This window comes from Klebsiella sp. KTE92, assembly GCF_000398905.1.
GTDB classification, from domain to species: Bacteria; Pseudomonadota; Gammaproteobacteria; order Enterobacterales; family Enterobacteriaceae; genus Klebsiella; species Klebsiella variicola.
Window position 1 is genome coordinate 3,925,066 of the sequence record NZ_KB976100.1, and the last position, 17,804, is coordinate 3,942,869.

Annotated in this window: 17 protein-coding genes; 2 read left to right on the forward strand and 15 right to left on the reverse strand. The window is 61.7% G+C overall.

What is annotated here, in order from left to right:
- Positions 1-2 precede the first annotated feature (2 nt).
- From eutA to maeB, 13 genes are all read right to left on the reverse strand, one after another.
- Positions 3-1,406 (reverse strand): ethanolamine ammonia-lyase reactivating factor EutA, encoded by a 1,404-nt coding sequence (gene eutA / locus A1WC_RS07125; RefSeq protein ID WP_016161618.1) that lies wholly within the window; start codon positions 1,404-1,406, stop codon positions 3-5.
- The gene (gene eutH / locus A1WC_RS07120) at positions 1,403-2,635 is read right to left on the reverse strand and encodes an ethanolamine utilization protein EutH (protein ID WP_008803853.1); all 1,233 of its coding nucleotides are present in this window, start codon (positions 2,633-2,635) and stop codon (positions 1,403-1,405) included. The genes eutA and eutH overlap by 4 nt, the downstream gene beginning before the upstream one ends.
- Before the next feature lie 199 nt (positions 2,636-2,834).
- Positions 2,835-4,022, reverse strand: a complete 1,188-nt coding sequence (gene eutG, locus A1WC_RS07115; RefSeq protein WP_016161619.1) for an ethanolamine utilization ethanol dehydrogenase EutG — start codon at positions 4,020-4,022, stop codon at positions 2,835-2,837.
- Positions 4,012-4,851 (reverse strand): ethanolamine utilization protein EutJ, encoded by an 840-nt coding sequence (gene eutJ / locus A1WC_RS07110; RefSeq protein WP_012967467.1) that lies wholly within the window; start codon positions 4,849-4,851, stop codon positions 4,012-4,014. The genes eutG and eutJ overlap by 11 nt, the downstream gene beginning before the upstream one ends.
- A 9-nt stretch (positions 4,852-4,860) precedes the next feature.
- A complete protein-coding gene (locus tag A1WC_RS07105) occupies positions 4,861-6,264 on the reverse strand; it encodes an aldehyde dehydrogenase family protein (protein ID WP_016161620.1) in 1,404 nt (467 codons plus the stop codon).
- 11 nt (positions 6,265-6,275) lie between these two features.
- The gene (gene eutN, locus A1WC_RS07100; protein WP_012967466.1) at positions 6,276-6,563 is read right to left on the reverse strand and encodes an ethanolamine utilization microcompartment protein EutN; all 288 of its coding nucleotides are present in this window, start codon (positions 6,561-6,563) and stop codon (positions 6,276-6,278) included.
- 128 nt (positions 6,564-6,691) lie between these two features.
- Entirely contained in the window at positions 6,692-6,982 is a 291-nt protein-coding gene (gene eutM, locus A1WC_RS07095) for an ethanolamine utilization microcompartment protein EutM (protein ID WP_000387720.1), read from the reverse strand.
- Between the two features lie 38 nt (positions 6,983-7,020).
- Positions 7,021-8,037: a phosphate acetyltransferase gene (pta, locus tag A1WC_RS07090; RefSeq protein WP_012967465.1), complete on the reverse strand. Its 1,017-nt coding sequence runs from the start codon at positions 8,035-8,037 to the stop codon at positions 7,021-7,023.
- Positions 8,027-8,836 carry an ethanolamine utilization cob(I)yrinic acid a,c-diamide adenosyltransferase EutT gene (gene eutT / locus A1WC_RS07085; protein ID WP_016161621.1) on the reverse strand — a complete coding sequence of 270 codons (810 nt, stop codon included), beginning with the start codon at positions 8,834-8,836 and terminating at the stop codon, positions 8,027-8,029. Before eutT ends, pta begins: the two co-directional genes overlap by 11 nt.
- Positions 8,833-9,522 carry an ethanolamine utilization acetate kinase EutQ gene (gene eutQ, locus A1WC_RS07080; RefSeq protein ID WP_012967463.1) on the reverse strand — a complete coding sequence of 230 codons (690 nt, stop codon included), beginning with the start codon at positions 9,520-9,522 and terminating at the stop codon, positions 8,833-8,835. The genes eutT and eutQ overlap by 4 nt, the downstream gene beginning before the upstream one ends.
- Positions 9,500-9,979: an ethanolamine utilization acetate kinase EutP gene (gene eutP / locus A1WC_RS07075; protein ID WP_012967462.1), complete on the reverse strand. Its 480-nt coding sequence runs from the start codon at positions 9,977-9,979 to the stop codon at positions 9,500-9,502. Before eutP ends, eutQ begins: the two co-directional genes overlap by 23 nt.
- Positions 9,980-9,991: 12 nt before the next feature.
- A complete protein-coding gene (gene eutS / locus A1WC_RS07070) occupies positions 9,992-10,327 on the reverse strand; it encodes an ethanolamine utilization microcompartment protein EutS (protein ID WP_002913729.1) in 336 nt (111 codons plus the stop codon).
- Between the two features lie 218 nt (positions 10,328-10,545).
- The gene (gene maeB, locus A1WC_RS07065; protein ID WP_008803844.1) at positions 10,546-12,825 is read right to left on the reverse strand and encodes an NADP-dependent oxaloacetate-decarboxylating malate dehydrogenase; all 2,280 of its coding nucleotides are present in this window, start codon (positions 12,823-12,825) and stop codon (positions 10,546-10,548) included.
- Positions 12,826-13,119: 294 nt separating this feature from the next.
- Here maeB and tal point away from each other — a divergent pair, with 294 nt between their 5' ends.
- Both tal and tkt read left to right on the forward strand, forming a co-directional pair.
- Complete coding sequence (gene tal / locus A1WC_RS07060) at positions 13,120-14,076, forward strand: transaldolase (RefSeq protein ID WP_008803843.1); 957 nt, start codon at positions 13,120-13,122, stop codon at positions 14,074-14,076.
- 16 nt (positions 14,077-14,092) lie between these two features.
- Positions 14,093-16,087 (forward strand): transketolase, encoded by a 1,995-nt coding sequence (tkt, locus tag A1WC_RS07055; protein WP_008803842.1) that lies wholly within the window; start codon positions 14,093-14,095, stop codon positions 16,085-16,087.
- Here the strand turns inward: tkt and A1WC_RS07050 are convergent.
- Positions 16,077-17,123 (reverse strand): DUF1176 domain-containing protein, encoded by a 1,047-nt coding sequence (locus A1WC_RS07050; RefSeq protein WP_008803841.1) that lies wholly within the window; start codon positions 17,121-17,123, stop codon positions 16,077-16,079. The two genes, tkt and A1WC_RS07050, sit on opposite strands and share 11 nt — an antisense overlap.
- Positions 17,124-17,186: 63 nt before the next feature.
- Positions 17,187-17,783 (reverse strand): GDP-mannose pyrophosphatase NudK, encoded by a 597-nt coding sequence (nudK, locus tag A1WC_RS07045; protein WP_016161622.1) that lies wholly within the window; start codon positions 17,781-17,783, stop codon positions 17,187-17,189.
- Positions 17,784-17,804 lie beyond the last annotated feature (21 nt).

Genomic DNA, 17,804 nt, shown 5'->3' on the forward strand with positions numbered 1-17,804 from the left:
CCTCAGGAAGGAAATGCGAGTGATTTCACCGTCACCGGCACAACCGATCCGCCAAAAAGAGGCGTACCAATGTCGATATAGTCCCCCGCCCGGACGCTCACCTCATCGATGACCGCCAGCGGAAGGTGTGGAAGCTGCGGCCGCAGCAGCATGCCCAGCGCTTTGCCAAAATCCTGCTCGGCCACCAGCAGCAGCGGACGCGGATTGGGAAAGCGGGCGACAAACGCCAGCAGGGCGTCAATTACGGTCAGTAAGGTGGCGTAGCGCACCGGAAGTGAAGCGGGAAGCGCCAGCACGTAAGCGTCCGCCTCGGGGGCCAGATCGAGCTGCGTCAGCGCCTGCCGCCAGGCGTTCGGCAGATCGGCGGCCTCCTGCGGGATAGCCACCGGCAGATTACGCAGCGGCAATGGAACCCTCTCCAGCCAGATGGTGCTTCCGGACAGGGACAGCGTATGCGCCCCGGCGCCAATCACCGTGGCGCGCACGGTTTGCGTCGGAAACTGCACGTTCATTTCACGCAGGCGCGGATGCTCGTGCAGGGCCGTGGCCAGCAGAGGCCCGACATCGGAAAAACAGAAAGGATCGGCGGGTTGATGGCGGTAGCACTCCCCCACTCCGCCGGAAAGGGTAATCACCTCCGGCTGAACACCCGCAGGCAGTACTTCGGTTTGCATCAGCCCCTGCGCCAGCGGTGAGAGCCTGCCGTCGATCACCTCAACGATCAGCCCCGCCATCCGGCGCGCCACCTGCGCCAGCTGACCCGCAGTCAACGATAAAGCATCGGTTCCCGGGCCGAATACCGCATCGACAATCCGCTGTCCTGGCGAGTGCGCGTGGACCACGCGCCCCTGAGCGTCGGTTTCCAGCAGGCGGCCGCCGACGTTGAGGCAGGCGGTGGCGCTGAGGTTACCGGCGTCAAACAGGGCATAGTTCGAGGTACCGCCGCCAATATCGATATTAAGCACCCGGCACATCCGCTGCTGCGACAGGGTTTGCGCCCCGGCGCCGTGTCCGGCAATGACCGACTCCAGGTGCGGCCCGGCGCTGGCGACGACAAAATCGCCCAGCGACTGCGAGAGCGCCATCACCGCCGGGCGGGCATTGCGGGTTTTCGCGCTTTCACCAGTGATGATGATCGCCCCGGAGTCCACCGCTTGCGGGGCAATCCCGGCGGCCCGGTACTGAGCCAGAATCAGCGCCTCAAGCTCGGCCTCTTTCAGTTCTCCCTGCTTATCAACCGGCGTAAAAAAGACCGGGCTTTGCCAGCTAATGTCGCGTTTGATGAATTCGTAGCGCGGCACCTGGGAGACCGCCGCGCGGTTCACCAGCTCGAGGCGCGAGAAGATCACCTGCGTGGTGGTGGTGCCGATATCAATACCAACGCTCAACAGCTGGCGCGTGTTCACGAGTGCGCCTCCGCTTCGGTGTTGGCAGGCGCCGGTACGTTTTCATCTTTTGGCACCAGCAGCATCGCCACGCCAATCGCGGTAACGCCGCCGACCAGCTTGCCGACGATCATCGGGAAGATCATGGCGTTCATGTTGGCCGCCGCAAAACCGAGATGGTCGCCGAGGGCGAACGCCGCTGACACTGAGAAGGCGCAGTTGATCACTTTTCCACGGGTATCCATCTGCTTCATCATGCCGAACATCGGGATATTGTTCGCGAGGGTAGCGACCATGCCGCCGGCAGCCATATTGTTGATTTTGAGCAGATTACCGACACGCATCAGCGGCTTTTCAAACCAGCGGGTCAGCAGGAGCACCATCGGGTAAGCGCCGAGCAGCACGCAGGAGATAGAGCCAATGACTTCGATGGCGCGCATCACCTCGCCGGGCTGGTCACCAGGCGCCATAAAGATCGGGTCGAGTCCTGGGATCAGCTCCCAGCCGAGCAGGAACTTGATCACCGCCGCCGCCAGGCCGATGGTGATCAGCGCCACGAGGAATTTGGCGAAGATCTGGAAGCCGTTGATCATTTTTTCCGGAATGAACTTCAGCCCCAGCGCCACCAGCACGGCGACGATGATCACCGGGATCATATTCATCAGGATCAGCGCGAAGGTAAACGCTACCGGCTGGCCGTTGATCTCCACCCCGGAATACATCGCCACCAGACCGCCGGCGATACAGCCGATAGGAATAGTGACAATGCCCGCCAGCACGCCGAGCGCCAGCCAGCGGCGATCGGCAGGTTCGATAATGCCGAGTGCCACCGGAATGGAGAACACAATGGTCGGCCCCATCATGGAGCCGAGGATCAGGCCCGAGTACATCCAGGCCGCCACGTCGCCGCCCGCCAGCTCTTTGGCGAGGAAGAAACCGCCCATGTCGCACGCCAGCAGCGTGCCGGCAAACATCGACGGGTTGGCGCCGAGCATCTCATACAGCGGGATAATCACCGGACCGAGCAGATGGGCCAGCACCGGCGCCAGGGCGGTCATCCCGACCATCGCCAGGCCCAGCGCGCCCATCGCCATAAACCCTTCTTCAAACTGACCGCCGGATCCCTCAATGCTTTTCCCCAGTTTGCCGAGAAAGCGCGCCGAGCCGCCGAACTGCGACAGGATCCTGTCCACGGCGGCAATCAGCATAAAGAACATCATGATGTACATGATGATTTCGTTAATTCCCATAGCCCTTACTCCCTGTCATTTATGATTGGTAGATACTGTGAATACGGGGACATTAGCCGCACTCGGGGAACTTTCCCGGGTCGCGGCGTGAACGCCTTACCCGGGCTACGGCATAGCAGACGGCTGTGATCCTGTAGCCCGGCTAAGCGCAGCGCGAGCCGGGAAAGCCACAGCCACACGCCTCCGGGAAAATCCGCATTTATTGCGCCGCCGCGTACAGCTCGATAATCTGCTCCCGGGTGGCGGTGCGTGGATTGGTGCGCAGACAGATGTCGTCCTGCGCCGCCTGTGCCCAGGTGGCGTAGTGCGCGGGCGTCGCGCCGGCATCCGACAGCCGCATCGTCAGACCGACTTCCGCAATCAGTTCACGCACGGCGGCGATTGCCTCAAGGTCATCGGTTTTCCTGCCGGTCAGCGCCCGGCCGATCTGGCTGAAGCGCCCCCGGCACACCATACGGTTGAAGCCCATCACCGTTGGCAGCAGCATGGCGTTGGCCAGACCGTGCGGAATATGCAGCGCCGCCCCCGGCTGATGCGCCATGGCATGGCATAGCCCCAGCCCGGCGCTGGAAAACGCCATCCCCGCCATGCAGGAGGCCAGCAGCATGTTCTCCCGCGCCGCCAGATCCTGGCCGCAGCCCACCGCTTTCGGCAGCGCTTCGCCGATCATGGCTATCGCCCCCATCGCCAGACTGTCGGTAAACGGCGTGGCGTGACGGGCGCTGTAGGCCTCGACGGCGTGGGTCAGCGCATCAATCCCGGTCATCGCCGTGACAGACGGGGGAACGCCCTCAGTTAGGGCGGCGTCGAGGATCGCCACATCCGGCATCAGCGAGGCATGCGCCAGCACCTGTTTGCGTCCACTTACCGCATCAATAATCACCGTCACGTTGGTAGTTTCTGACCCGGTGCCGGCGGTGGTCGGCACCGCGATCAGCGGCAGACGTGGCTGTAATTCGCTGTGCTCCGTCATCTCCCCCAGCGTCTGCTCAGGGTTGGCGACCAGCAGCGCCACCGCTTTCGCCGCATCCAGCGCCGAGCCGCCGCCGAAGGCCACCACGCCGTCGCAGCGCGCGTCCCGCAGCTGGGCGACCGCAGCGCAGACATCAGTGACGCAGGGTTCGCCGGCGGGACAGGGCCAGAGGGTCATGGCAACCCCTTTCATCGCCAGGCTACGCTCCAGCCCGGCGGTCATTCCCGCCTGATGGAGAAAACGGTCAACCATGACAAACAGATGCTTCAGGCCCCGGGCCTGCGCTTGCGGGCCGCAGGCCGCCAGCGCGCCGACGCCGTGCAGCGTCACCGGCGGAACGTTGAAGCTTTTCACTTGCTGAAGATTCAGCGTATCGAAGGCGTGGAACAGCGCCGTCTGCAGTTCAGCTTGCATAGATCCCCTCCGCTTTTTCCCTCCCGCTGTTGGCGATTGCCAGCGGGGTCATAAACAGGCTGTGCCGGGGTAAATGCACCTTCAGCGTCGGGAAACATTGGCAAAAAAGCGCCCTGACGCCCGGCTGCATGCAGGCGCCGCCTGCCAGCCACAAATCACCAATCCCTTGTCCGGTAATATGTCGGGCGACAATCTCAGCCATCTTCTCGTACACCGGTTTCACTACCGGCCAGATCTCTCCGGCATGGCGGCGCTTGTACTGCTCAGCCTCTTCCAGCCCGATGCCGCGATTCCCGGCCAGAGTCAGGGAGATATGGTGTCCGCCGGTGGCTTCATCCGCCGAATACGTCACCCTGCCCTGTTTAACGATGGCGATCCCGGTGGTGCCGCCGCCGATGTCCACCACCCCGGCATTATCGAGCTGCAGCAGATCCGCCACCGCGGTGGGCTCATCCAGCACATGACTGATCTCCAGCCCGGCGGACTCCAGGACGTTGATCGAAATGCGCGGATCGGTGCCGGGCGGAAACGAGGTCGCCGCATGCGTAAAGCGGCAGCCCAGCTGCTGTTCGAGGGTCGCGAGATGACGGCGCACGAGGGTGACGGCGCCGAAGAAGTCCCAGACGATGCCGTCGCGCACCACATCGGCCCAGTCAAGACATACCGCAACCGGCTGGCCATCACGGTCGACCACCATCGACACCACGTCGCAGGTACCTAAATCGATACCCAGCCACAGCGGCGATTCGCTGGCAGCGGGTGCCTGGTTACACAGAGCAGCGGCTTTTTGCAGTCTCGGCGAAAGCCAGCGTTGTTCGTCGTGCGCCATGTTCATCCCTTATACGATTCGAAACGCATCCACCAGCACGCAGCGGCGCAGACGAACGAAGGTCCGCGCGCTGGTTACCCCTTCCCCGGTTGGGGTGGTGATGGTCATGGTGGTCCAGCCCTCGCCGCCCAGCCCAAGCCCGGCGATGCACGGCCCGTTTTTGACGAAGATGCTGGTGTCGATGGCATTCGCCATCTGGTTCATGTTGTCGATGTTGCGCGAGTGCATCGCCGCCGTATGGTGGCAGCCGCCTTCCAGTTGCACCGCCAGGGCGATGGCCTCCTCGACATTCGCCACCCGCACCACCGGCAGCACCGGCATCATCAGTTCAGTCACCGCAAACGGATGGCTGGCGGGGGTTTCCACGAACAGCAGACGGGTTTGCGCCGGCACCTGCAGGCCAATCGCCGCGGCGATTTTGCCCGCATCGCGGCCGACCCAGTCGCGGCTGACCGTGCCTTTGCCGCGCTCGTCGATATTTTTCAGCAGCAGCGGCTGGAGCTGTTCGGCCTGCGCCGCCGTGAGTTTCACCGCCTGCTGGCCTTCCATCAGGCGCATCAGTTCGTCGGCGACGCTATCGACCACGATCAGCACCTTCTCGTCGGCGCAGATGATGTTGTTATCAAACGAGGCGCCTTTGACGATCGCTTGCGCGGCGCGCGGCAGATCGGCGGTCTCATCCACCACCACCGGCGGGTTGCCGGCCCCGGCGGCAATCAGGCGTTTGTTGGTATGTTTGCGCGCCGCCTCGACCACTGCTTCGCCGCCGGTCACCACCAGCAGGCCGATACCAGGGTACTTAAACAGCCGCTGGGCGGTGTCGATATCCGGGTTCGCCACGGTCACCAGCAGGTTGGCCGGGCCGCCGGCGGCCACTACCGCCTGGTTAAGCAAGGTGATCGCCCGCTGCGAGACCTGTTTCGCCGCCGGATGGGGGGCAAAGACCACGCTGTTGCCGGCGGCAATCAGACTGATGGCGTTGTTAATCACCGTCGCCGCCGGATTGGTCGAGGGCGTGACCGAGGCCACCACGCCCCAGGGCGCGTTTTCAATCAGCGTCAGGCCGTTATCGCCGGTCAGCACCTGCGGAGTCAGACACTCCACGCCTGGCGTACCCCGTGCCTGCGCCACGTTTTTGGCAAACTTATCTTCAACGCGTCCCATGCCGGTCTCCGTCACCGCAAGCTCCGCCAGTTCACGGGCATGCTTTTCACCCGCCTCACGAATGGCCTGAATCACCTGCTGACGCATCGCCACCCGCTTTAATCCCTGCTGGGCCGCCGTTGCCGCCGCGACAGCGTCATCCAGTGAGGCAAAAACGCCCCTATCATGAACGGCGTCAGCAGGCTGACTGCTGTCTTTCATTTTCAGCAGTACCGCTTTCACTACCTGTTCAATGTCCTGTTGATTCATGATTTTTCACCCTACTTATGGAAGAGCACCTGACCATCGGCCGCAGCCTCATCCACGATGCCAATCACGCACAGATCGACCGGAGAGGCGCCATGGGCGTGCGCCTGTCGCGCCGAGCTGCCGCTGACCAGCAGCACCCACTCCCCGCATCCCGCGCCGATGTTGTCGATGGCGACCGCGCATTGCCCGTCGGGTTCGCCGCGGGCATTGAGCATCTCCACCATCAGCAGTTTGTCGTGGGCCAGCCCTTCATGGCGTACGGTGCAGACCACATATCCGGTAACAACAGCCAGCTTCATGTCCGTCTCCGCGTGTGATGTGCAGGCCGGATAAGCGCAGCGCCATCCGGCATTCATGCCTTGTCATTGCCAGATAGCGACGCGCTGGCGTCCTGTCCGACCCGGACTGTCCGGCACCCCCTCTCCCGTTAGATGTTGCTATCGCCCTTGAAGCTGATCGGGAAGACCTCTTCCAGATCGCCATGCGGGCGCGGGATGACATGTACAGAGACCAGCTCACCGATACGCTGAGCCGCCGCCGCCCCGGCATCCGTGGCGGCTTTGCACGCCGCGACATCGCCGCGCACCATGGCGGTCACCAGGCCGCCGCCGATCTGTTTCACGCCTACCAGCTTGACGCGGGCCGCTTTGACCATGGCGTCGGAGGCCTCAATCAGTGCAACCAGGCCCCGGGTTTCAATCATTCCTAATGCTTCCATTGTGTTTTCCTCTCATAAGGGGTCCTGAAGGGGACCATTCATTCAACCAGCGTGGACGAGTCGGGGATCCGGCTTGCGTCCGTCTGGCGCGGTACCGACGCCACCAGCGCCAGTTCGATAATTTCCTCTACGCTACAGCCTCGCGAGAGGTCGTGAAGCGGGGCGGCGAGGCCCTGGATCAGCGGCCCGATGGCGCGATATCCACCCAACCGCTGGGCGATTTTGTAGCCGATGTTGCCCGCCTCCAGCGATGGGAAGACCAGCACATTGGCCCGCCCCCTCAGCGGGCTGCCGGGCGCTTTGTGCGCAGCGACGTCCGGTACAAAGGCGGCGTCAAACTGCAGTTCGCCATCGACCATCAGCTGCGGCGCCCGCTGACGCACGATTTCCGTGGCCTGCTGGACGTTAGCCACACAGGGATGCCGGGCGCTGCCGTGCGTGGAGAAAGACAGCATTGCCACCCGCGGCGCTTCGCCAGCGATCGCTTGCCAGGTCTCGGCGCTGGCAATCGCGATATCCGCCAGCTGCGCCGCCGTCGGCTGCGGCACCACGCTGCAGTCGGCAAACCCCAGCGGCTGGCCGGCATACTGCGGCAGCATCAGAAACAGCGAAGAGAGCGTTTTACCCCCCGGCTGCAGGCCGATAAGGCGCAGACCGGCGCGCAGCACGCTGGCGGTTGACGAGAGATTCCCGGCGATACACACCTCAGCCTCACCGCCGCTGACCATCGCCGCGGCGAACATCAGCGGGTCGGCCAGCTTGTCGACGGCGTCAGCGGGCGCTTTATCGCCGGCGCGCGCCTGCCAGGCGGCGGCAAACGCCTCGCGCATCGCCAGGTTGCTGTGCGGATCAATGATCTGCACTCCGGTCAGCGGCAGACGTTCGCCAAGGGCGAACTGCCGCAGCGCGAAGGGACTGGCGACGAGGATCGGACGCGCCAGGCCCTGCTGCTGCAGATAATGCGCCGCCTTCAGCACACGGACGTCCAGCGCATCCGGGAACACCACTCGGGCGGGGGCGCGCAGCGCCAGTTTGCGGCATTGGTCAATAATCATCTTCACCTCCCAGCTGCTGCTGCAGCTGGCTGAGGGTTGGCGGCGAATCCGTCACGCCCAGGATCATCATCACGTAGACCGCGCTGGAGAGACGGTTGAGCGCTTGCATAATATCGGCGCGCCGGACCGCAAATTGCGGCGTGATAAACACCTGCGCCGCGGTCACCTCCGCCTCGCGGACTTTGCCGCGCAGCAGATTAAGCAGCGCGACCTCGCGCCCATGGCGGGCCTCCGGCACCAGGTGATCGTGGCCCAGGAAGCGCAGCGGCTGATGGGACAGACGGTGTAACTGTCCCTCGCTGAATCCGGCTATCGACTGCGCCGCCAGCGGCTCCTCCAGCGCGTCGGCGCGCATGATGTTGCCCAGCCGCGAACGGATATCCATCAGCCACGGCTGCCAGGACTCCGCCAGTTCAATTTGCAGCCACACCGTCAGAGCGATGGTGCTGTCCAGCACCGCACGGAAGGCCAGCCGCGGATCGTTTTTCGCCACCAGGGTATCGGCCGTCAGGTGGGTCAGGGTGTCCGGCTTTTTATCCACCGGCTGGTGACAGAGCTCGCAGCAGGCCTGGGGCGGATGGTCGCGGCTGGTCAGGACATGCACCGGCTGCGGCGTCTGTTCGTCATCCTCGACAAACAGGCGCCCCTGGCGGTCGAGAAATTTGACCCGCAGATGCCGACTTTCCAGCAGCTCCCTCGCCGAGGGCGTCAGGCGAGCGTCGGCAGGAAGATGGATTTCACCGCCTTCGCTGAGCGTATGATTCGCTCTGAGCCACGCTTCGGTAATGAAATCGTTCATAGCGATTGCCAGTTTGCCGGCCAGGCGACGTACAGGAAGCGCACCGTCGACAGGGTACCGAATTCGATGCTGGCGCCTTTCGGGATAAACATGACGTCCCCTGCTTTGGCAATCAGCGTTTCCCCCTGATGGCGCACATGCAGCTCGCCCTCCAGCACCATATCGATTTCGTCGTAGTTCAGCGTCCACGGGAAGAAGGCGTTCTCCCACTGCATAAATCCGGCGGCCATGCTGCTGCCATCCTGGTCGGTCACCAGGTCCGTTAAGCCAACGCAGTGCGGCTGGGCGCCGTCGAAGCGGCCAAACTTCACGCTGCTGCCGTCGATCACTTTGATGCCGCCTTTGCCGGTCACGGAGTCAAATCCTGGCTGCATCGCCTCCTGCTCCAGGGACTGCTTCTCCTTCATCACCTTTTCCATCAGCTGCGCCACCAGGCTTTCGGTAAACTGGCCTTCCGGCAGCTGCGCCAGGATGGTTTCGCGGATCCGCTGGCTTTCCGTTTTGTCGCTGTCCGCCGCTGTCGCCGCCGGCACGGCGCCATCATCCTCGGTGATAGTGAATCCCAGCAGCTCGGCGACTTCGCGCGCTTCCGGGGTGATAATGCTGGCGCGCAGAACAACTGACATCGCCTGTTCGCCGCGCGCGTGGGCGGCACGAATATCGTTAGCGGTAATGAGTTTCTTCACCTGGCCCTTCCTCCTTTTGGCTGAGCTCACTCAAATAATTTTCCAGCGACGCGACGCTTTGCGGATCGCAACCGTTGAGGGCGAAAACCGGCGCCTGAAACCCCATCCCGTCCAGCAGCTGCCGCACCGCGGCGACGTTGGCATCCGGCAGATCCGTTTTACTGATCGCCACGATAAGGTGCTTTCGGCTGCCAATATCCAGTAACCCGGGAGGCAGGCGACTTTCGGTATCATTGGCCGCGTGGACATAAATCAGGGTGTCCACATCCTGCAGGGTTGTAATTAAGGCGTGATACCAGCGCGGATGGCTGAAATATTCCCCGGGTGTATCGATGTCGCCACGATCGTTAAATTCCAGCGCCTGCGTTTTTCTGGCGAGGGAATAATTTCCCTGCAGGGCATTAAATAACGTGGTTTTTCCTGCACCGATGGCGCCGACAATGGCAATACGCTTCATGGTCGCTCTCAATTAACTTTTCGTTAATTCGCACAAGGTATAATTTAATAAGCGGCCTAACCCGCCGATGGTCTGCAGGAGTGCCTCCTCCACCGCGCCGACCGAACCGTAGATCACCAGCGCGCCGCTAAACCGGTCGAGAAAACCGATGTGCACATCGGCGGCCTTCATCGCCAGATCGCCGGCGATCATCGCTGTTTCCCCCGGTGTCAGCGTCATAATGCCGATCGCGCCGGATTCGGGTACGCCGATCTTTTTCGCCAGCTCCGCTCCCGGGTGGGCAATCAGATGCGCCAGTGTGACCTGTTTGCCTGGTACGAATTCCTGAATAATGCGTTCTTTATCCATGACTGATTGCCCCCCTGAAATCTGTCCTCATGGTGACGGTATTTCAGCGCGGCAAATAACAAATTTCGGCAAGTGGGGTTAAAAGGTGAAGTGGATCACTCAGGAGAGAAAATAATAATGCGGCGGAATTAAAAAGGCAGGCTCAGCGTTTTTACTCGCCGGCCTGCCTGATATTGTGCGCGGAAAACTCTCCGCGCGTTAATGGGAAAAAAACGAGATTACAGCGGTTCGGTTTGCGCTTCGACAACCGCCAGCGCCACCATATTCACAATGCGGCGTACGGAGGCGATCGGCGTCAGAATATGCACCGGCTTCGCCACCCCCATCAGCACTGGCCCGACGGTCACCCCTTCCGAACTGGAGACACGCAGCAGGTTATAGCTGATCCGGGCGGCTTCCATATTCGGCATCACCAGAATATTGGCCGATCCCTTCAGCGGGCTGTCCGGCATGCGATCGTTGCGGATGCTTTCCACCAGCGCGGCGTCGCCATGCATTTCGCCATCGATCATCAGCTCCGGGGCGCTCGCCTTCACCAGTTCAAGGGTTTTGCGCATCTTGCTGGCTGACGGGCAGTCGGCGGAACCAAAGTTGGAGTGCGACAGCAATGCCACCCGCGGCTCAATACCGAAGCGACGCACGCTTTCCGCCGCCATCAGGGTGATCTCCGCCAGCTCTTCCGGGGAGGGATCGTGATTGACATAGGTGTCGGCGATAAAGGTGTTGCCGCTCGGCAGCAGCAGCGCATTCATCGCCCCGGCGGTGCTGACGCCGTCGCGATAGCCAAACAGCGGCTGCACCACGCGGTAGTGGTCGTGGTACTCGCCGATAGTCCCGCAGATCATCGCATCCGCTTCACCGCGATGAACCATGATGGCGCCAATCACCGTGGTGTTGCTAATCACCGCCCGCTGCGCCTGCTCCTGGGTAATGCCGCGGCGCTTCATCAGCTGGTAGTACTCGCTCCAGTACTCTTTAAACCGCGGGTCGGATTCATTATTGACGATCTCAAAGTCAACGCCGGCCTTGATCTGCAGACCCAGCTTCTGGATGCGCATTTCAATCACGCTAGGGCGCCCCACCAGAATCGGTTTGGCCAGCCCCAGCGACACCAGCTCCTGAGTGGCGTGCAGCACCCGGGTCTCCTCCCCTTCCGCCAACACCACGCGCTTCGGCTCTTTGCGCGCCTGAGAGAAGATAGGCTTCATAAACAGGTTGGTTTTATAGACGAACTCGCTCAGCTTCTCGATATAGGCGTCAAAATCAGCGATCGGGCGCGTTGCCACGCCGGAGTCCATCGCCGCCTTCGCCACCGCAGGGGCGATTTTGACGATCAGCCGCGGGTCGAACGGTTTCGGAATGATGTAGTCCGGGCCAAAGCTTAAATCCTGATCGCCATAGGCGGAGGCCACCACTTCGCTCTGCTCGGCATGGGCCAGCTCGGCAATGGCGTGCACCGCCGCCAGCTTCATCTCTTCGTTGATCGCCGTCGCGCCGACGTCCAGCGCGCCGCGGAAGATGAACGGGAAGCAGAGCACATTGTTGACCTGGTTAGGGTAGTCGGAGCGACCGGTACAGATGATGGCGTCATCGCGGACCTGCTTCGCCAGCGGCGGCAGAATTTCCGGCTCCGGGTTGGCCAGGGCAAGGATCAGCGGCGCGCGCGCCATCTTCTTCACCATCTCCGGAGTCAGCACTTTCGGGCCAGAGCAGCCGAGGAAAATGTCGGCGCCGTCGATCACATCATCAAGCGTACGTTTGCCGTCGTCTTCCACTGCGTAGGCGGCTTTGGTTTCCGCCATGTTCGGTTCACGGTCTTTATAGATGACACCTTTCGAATCGCAGACCACGATGTTGTGTTTTTGCATCCCCAGCGCCACCAGCAGGTTCATGCAGGCGATCGCCGCCGCGCCCGCGCCGGAGACCACCATCCGCACGTCGGACAGATTCTTCTCGACGACGCGCAGACCGTTGAGGATCGCCGCGGTGCTGATGATCGCCGTGCCATGCTGATCGTCATGGAAAACCGGAATATTCATCCGCTCGCGCAGCTGCTGCTCGATGTAGAAACACTCCGGCGCTTTAATATCTTCCAGATTGATACCGCCGAAGGTCGGCTCGAGGGCGGCGACGACGTTAATGAATTTGTCCGGATCCAGCTCATCGACTTCGATATCAAACACATCGATGCCGGCGAATTTCTTAAACAGGACGCCTTTGCCCTCCATCACCGGCTTGCCGGCCAGCGCGCCGATATTCCCCAGCCCCAGCACCGCGGTGCCGTTGGAGACGACCGCCACCAGGTTGCCGCGGGCAGTGTATTTGTAGGCGGCCAGCGGATCTTTTTCGATTTCCAGACAGGGGGCCGCGACGCCCGGCGAGTAGGCCAGCGCCAAATCGCGCTGGGTGGCGAGAGGTTTGGTCGGCGAGACCTGGATTTTTCCGGGAACCGGAAATTCGTGGAAGTCGAGGGCGCTCTGTTTTAACTGCTCATCCATTTTCTATTCCTTTCTTTCACGTATCGTTCGTAGGGGAAAAGCGTGATGACCATCCTGTCGTTCACCTTTCAGTGGCAGACAGTATCCCTCCTGGCGGGGCGATAAACTTTGAACACCGCCAAACTCTGGCCATCGCTATGATCTGGTTGTTATCAATTTATAGCGGTTATGTTACCCGGATTCGCCGCCAATAATAGCCCCGTCTGCTATGCTTTTTGGTTATGTACCTCATCACTATTTATACCGCATACCGGCAAGCACTCATGTAACACCTTGTTCCAGGAGGACTTATCTATGAATCAGCTAGACAGCATCAAGCAGTTCACCACCGTGGTCGCCGACAGCGGCGACATCGAATCCATTCGCCACTATCATCCGGAAGATGCCACCACTAACCCCTCCCTGCTGCTGAAGGCCGCCGGCCTGGCGTCCTATAGCGGACTCATTGACGACGCCATCGCCTGGGCGAAAAAGCAAGGAGGCGGCCGTGAAGCGCAGGTGACTCACGCCTGCGATAAGCTGGCGGTCAATTTTGGCGCGGAGATCCTCAAAAGCATTCCGGGCCGGGTCTCCACCGAGGTGGACGCCCGGCTCTCCTTCAACCGGGAGAAGAGCATCGAGAAGGCGCGCCATCTGGTGGCGCTGTATCAGGAGATGGGCATTGATAAGTCGCGGATCCTGATCAAACTGGCATCCACCTGGGAGGGGATCCGCGCCGCCGAGACGCTGGAAAAAGAAGGCATCCACTGCAACCTGACGCTGCTGTTTTCCTTCGCCCAGGCCCGGGCCTGCGCCGAAGCCGGGGTCTATCTGATCTCCCCTTTCGTCGGGCGTATTTATGACTGGTATCAGGCGCGTAAGCCGCTGGATCCTTACGTGGTGGAGGAAGATCCGGGGGTGAAATCGGTGCGCAATATCTATGACTACTTCAAACAGCATAAATACACCACCATCGTGATGGGCGCCAGCTTCCGCCGCACCGAACAGATCCTCGCCCTGGTCGGCTGCGACCGGCTGACCATCGCCCCGCCCTTGTTAAAAGAGCTGCAGGCCAGCGACGCCCCGGTGGTGCGCAAACTGATCCCTGCCAGCCAGATCCTGCCGCGCCCGGTGCCGCTCAGCGAGGCGGAGTTCCGCTGGGAACATAATCAGGACCCGATGGCGGTCGAAAAGCTGGCGGAGGGGATCCGCCTGTTCGCCGTCGATCAGCGCAAACTGGAAGATCTGCTTGCCGCCAAACTGTCACTTTAGTCTCACGGAGAAAACTATGTCCCGAAGAGAGCTTGCCAACGCCATCCGCGCCCTGAGTATGGACGCGGTGCAGAAAGCCAATTCCGGCCACCCCGGTGCGCCAATGGGGATGGCAGACATTGCCGAAGTGCTGTGGAACGATTTTCTCAAGCACAATCCGCAGAACCCTGGCTGGGTGGACCGCGACCGCTTTATTCTGTCCAACGGCCACGCGTCGATGCTGCTCTACAGCCTGTTGCACCTGACCGGCTACGATCTGCCGCTGTCAGAACTCAAGCAGTTCCGTCAGTTGCACTCAAAAACGCCGGGCCACCCGGAGCATGGCTATACCCCCGGGGTGGAGACCACCACCGGCCCGCTGGGCCAGGGGCTGGCGAACGCCGTCGGCATGGCCATCGCCGAACGCACCCTGGCGGCACAGTTTAACCGCCCCGGTCATGAGATTATCGACCATCACACCTGGGTTTTCATGGGCGATGGCTGCCTGATGGAGGGGATCTCCCATGAGGCCTGTTCGCTGGCCGGTACGCTCGGACTGGGTAAGCTGATCGGTTTTTACGATCACAACGGCATCTCCATCGACGGCAAAACCGAAGGCTGGTTTTCCGATGATACGGCCGAACGCTTCCGCGCCTATCACTGGCATGTGATCGGTGACATTGATGGTCACGATCCGCAGGCCATTAAACAGGCCATTGCGGAAGCGCAGGCGGTGAAAGATAAGCCGTCGCTGATTATCTGTCGGACCATCATCGGCTTCGGTTCGCCCAACAAAGCGGGGTCGGAAGAGTCTCACGGCGCGGCGCTGGGCGAAAAAGAGGTGGCCCTGGCCCGCCAGCAGCTGGGCTGGAAATATCCGCCCTTCGAGATCCCGAAAGAGATCTATCAGGGCTGGGATGCGCGTCCGCGCGGCGAAAAAGCCGAGCACGCCTGGAACGAGAAATTCGCCGCCTACCAGCAGCAGTTTCCGGAGCTGGCCGCTGAGCTGACTCGCCGCATGGATGGCACCCTGCCGGAAGACTTTGCCGCGACCGCCCGCGACTACGTGGCGAAACTGCAGGCCGAGCCGGCGAAAATCGCCAGCCGCAAGGCCTCGCAAAACGCGCTGAACGCCTACGGCCCGCATCTCCCGGAACTGCTGGGCGGTTCGGCGGATCTTGCGCCGAGTAACCTGACCATCTGGTCTGGCTCGACATCGATTAAAGACGATCCTGCGGGCAACTATATCCACTACGGCGTGCGCGAATTTGGCATGACCGCGGTGGCCAACGGCATCGCCCTGCACGGGGGCTTCATTCCGTATACCTCGACCTTCCTGATGTTTGTGGAATACGCCCGCAACGCCGCGCGCATGGCGGCCCTGATGAAGGCCCGGCAGATCATGGTCTATACCCATGACTCCATCGGTCTCGGGGAAGATGGCCCGACGCACCAGGCGGTGGAACAGCTGGCCAGTCTGCGACTGACGCCCAACTTCAGCACCTGGCGCCCCTGCGACCAGGTGGAGACCGCCGTCGCCTGGCAGGCGGCCATTGCGCGCCAGAACGGACCAACGGCGCTGATCCTGTCGCGGCAAAACCTGGCGCAGATGCCGCGCACCCCGGAACAGGTGCAGGCTATTGCCCGGGGAGGCTACGTGCTGAAAGATGCCGGCGGGAAGCCCGACCTGATCCTCATCGCCACCGGCTCGGAAGTGGAGATCACTGTGCTGGCCGCAGAAAAACTGTTGGCGAACGGGGTGAATGTGCGGGTCGTCTCGCTCCCTTCCACCGATGTGTTTGATGCCCAGGATGAGGCCTGGCGCGAGTCGGTGCTGCCGTCGGACGTCAGCGCCCGGGTGGCGGTCGAGGCCGGGATAGCGGACTACTGGTATAAATATGTCGGCTTAAAAGGCAAGATCGTCGGCATGACCGGCTATGGCGAATCCGCCCCGGCAGAGCAGCTGTTTCCGTTCTTTGGCTTTACGGTCGACCATATCGTCGCCACCGCGGAGCAGGTGCTTAACGGGTGATCCACAGCGTGGGCCAGGCGTCTGGCCCCTGCCAGTTATCACACGTCGGCTGCTGCGCGTAGCGGGAGAGACTGAACCGCTGGCCGTCAAAACGCCAGCGGGTCTGGATCCCGCAATCGCCGGCCTCGCGGCCTTTATCCAGGGTCACCAGCTCATGGCGGCGATCATCGTAGCTGGCGTTGATAAGCTCGATCTCCCGCGGTGCCTCGCCCGGTGGCTGAAACGGCAGCGTCAGCCGCACCTGACGGGCGACATAGGGCCGCTGGCGGGAGACCAGCCAGGCCAGCCAGACGGTGTTGTACGCGCCGGATTCGCAGCTGGTCATCAGCAGCACTTTGTCATCCGTCAGCGCAGTAACGCGAATTTCACGGCGGAAGGGATCGAGGGAGCAGTTGCTGTTGGTCATCCGCTCATTACCGTAGTCCATCAGATCGTTGAGCTCCTCACGCCCCAGCGGCGACTGCGCTGTTTCCGCGGTCGCCACTGCGCGCAGCGCCGGGGCCGGCGGTACGCTGAGCGGCGGCTCTTCCCCTTTGCCGACCCAGGCCGTTTCACTGCCTACCCGCTTTTGCCGATCGTCGATAAAAAACAGAGCCGCTTTCAACCCCTGCAGGGAGATGCTCTGCAGGCCATTGGCCAGCGAGAGAGCTTTCCCCTCCTGAACCTGCTGGAGAAATGCATCGATCGTCACGCTGTCGGCGGTTTTAATGAGCTTATCTTCAATGTGCCAGCGCTTGTCGGTCAGGGACACCGGTTTGCCATCCAGCAGCAGGCGCGGCGCTATCGGCGCTAGCGTCGCCACCGGATTACCGGTGCCCCCCAGTTCGATACGCAGGCTGGCGTCAGTCACTGCTCCGGCGCTGCGGCTGAGGGTCATCACCAGCCCATAATGCAGCCCCACGTTACGGGTGACGCAGAAATTTTGGTTGTTACAGGTGACCTGCCAGTCGTTGAAGCGCTGCTGCGTCGGTGCCGACCATGCCTGCGAGCAAGGCAGCACCGCCAGAAAGAGGAAAAAAATGATGCGAAAAAGCATGAACCGCCCGACCCCAGATAAACCCGACCACGGCGCCTATCCTGGACAACGGCAGCCGCTTACTCAATCGGATTTGTCAGAGTTCCTCGACATCAGGCCGGAGGTTTGCAGATACTGCAGCAGGATGACCGCCTTACCGTCGCGGATCTCACCGTCAGCGACCATCTGCAGCGCCTGGCTAAAAGGCAGCTCCAGCACCTCGATGGCTTCATCATCCACCCCGCCGCCGCTGGTGGTTCGCTGCGCGTCGCTGTACTCGGCGATAAAGAAATGCACCACTTCGGTGACGCCCCCTGGCGACATAAACAGCTCAAACAGCTTACGCACCTCGCCCACTTCGTAGCCGGTCTCTTCCACCGCCTCTTTACGAATGCAGGCTTCCGGCTCGTCGTTGTCCAGCAGCCCGGCGCAGGTTTCAATCAGCATGCCGTCATGATTGCCATTGACCCAGGTGGCGACCCGGAACTGCCGCACCAGGACCACCGTCTGCTTATGGCGGTTATACAGCAGTACGGTGGCGCCATTGCCGCGATCGTAGACTTCGCGCTTATGGCGCACGACGCTGCCGTCCGCCCGCGTTAGCTCATAAGTCATGTTGCGTAGTACGAACCAGTTCTCAGAGAGGATTTTATCTTTAATGACGTGAATATTGAGTGACATACCGACCCCACAGCGTAAAAG

Excerpts from the sequence above, each read along its gene's own strand:
- eutH (WP_008803853.1), bottom strand. The coding sequence starts at position 2,635 with ATGGGAATTAACGAAATCATCATGTACATCATGATGTTCTTTATGCTG.
- eutG (WP_016161619.1), bottom strand. The coding sequence starts at position 4,022 with ATGCAAGCTGAACTGCAGACGGCGCTGTTCCACGCCTTCGATACGCTG.
- eutJ (WP_012967467.1), bottom strand. The coding sequence starts at position 4,851 with ATGGCGCACGACGAACAACGCTGGCTTTCGCCGAGACTGCAAAAAGCC.
- A1WC_RS07105 (WP_016161620.1), bottom strand. The coding sequence starts at position 6,264 with ATGAATCAACAGGACATTGAACAGGTAGTGAAAGCGGTACTGCTGAAA.
- eutN (WP_012967466.1), bottom strand. The coding sequence starts at position 6,563 with ATGAAGCTGGCTGTTGTTACCGGATATGTGGTCTGCACCGTACGCCAT.
- eutM (WP_000387720.1), bottom strand. The coding sequence starts at position 6,982 with ATGGAAGCATTAGGAATGATTGAAACCCGGGGCCTGGTTGCACTGATT.
- pta (WP_012967465.1), bottom strand. The coding sequence starts at position 8,037 with ATGATTATTGACCAATGCCGCAAACTGGCGCTGCGCGCCCCCGCCCGA.
- eutT (WP_016161621.1), bottom strand. The coding sequence starts at position 8,836 with ATGAACGATTTCATTACCGAAGCGTGGCTCAGAGCGAATCATACGCTC.
- eutP (WP_012967462.1), bottom strand. The coding sequence starts at position 9,979 with ATGAAGCGTATTGCCATTGTCGGCGCCATCGGTGCAGGAAAAACCACG.
- eutS (WP_002913729.1), bottom strand. The coding sequence starts at position 10,327 with ATGGATAAAGAACGCATTATTCAGGAATTCGTACCAGGCAAACAGGTC.
- maeB (WP_008803844.1), bottom strand. The coding sequence starts at position 12,825 with ATGGATGAGCAGTTAAAACAGAGCGCCCTCGACTTCCACGAATTTCCG.
- tal (WP_008803843.1), top strand. The coding sequence starts at position 13,120 with ATGAATCAGCTAGACAGCATCAAGCAGTTCACCACCGTGGTCGCCGAC.
- tkt (WP_008803842.1), top strand. The coding sequence starts at position 14,093 with ATGTCCCGAAGAGAGCTTGCCAACGCCATCCGCGCCCTGAGTATGGAC.
- A1WC_RS07050 (WP_008803841.1), bottom strand. The coding sequence starts at position 17,123 with ATGCTTTTTCGCATCATTTTTTTCCTCTTTCTGGCGGTGCTGCCTTGC.
- nudK (WP_016161622.1), bottom strand. The coding sequence starts at position 17,783 with ATGTCACTCAATATTCACGTCATTAAAGATAAAATCCTCTCTGAGAAC.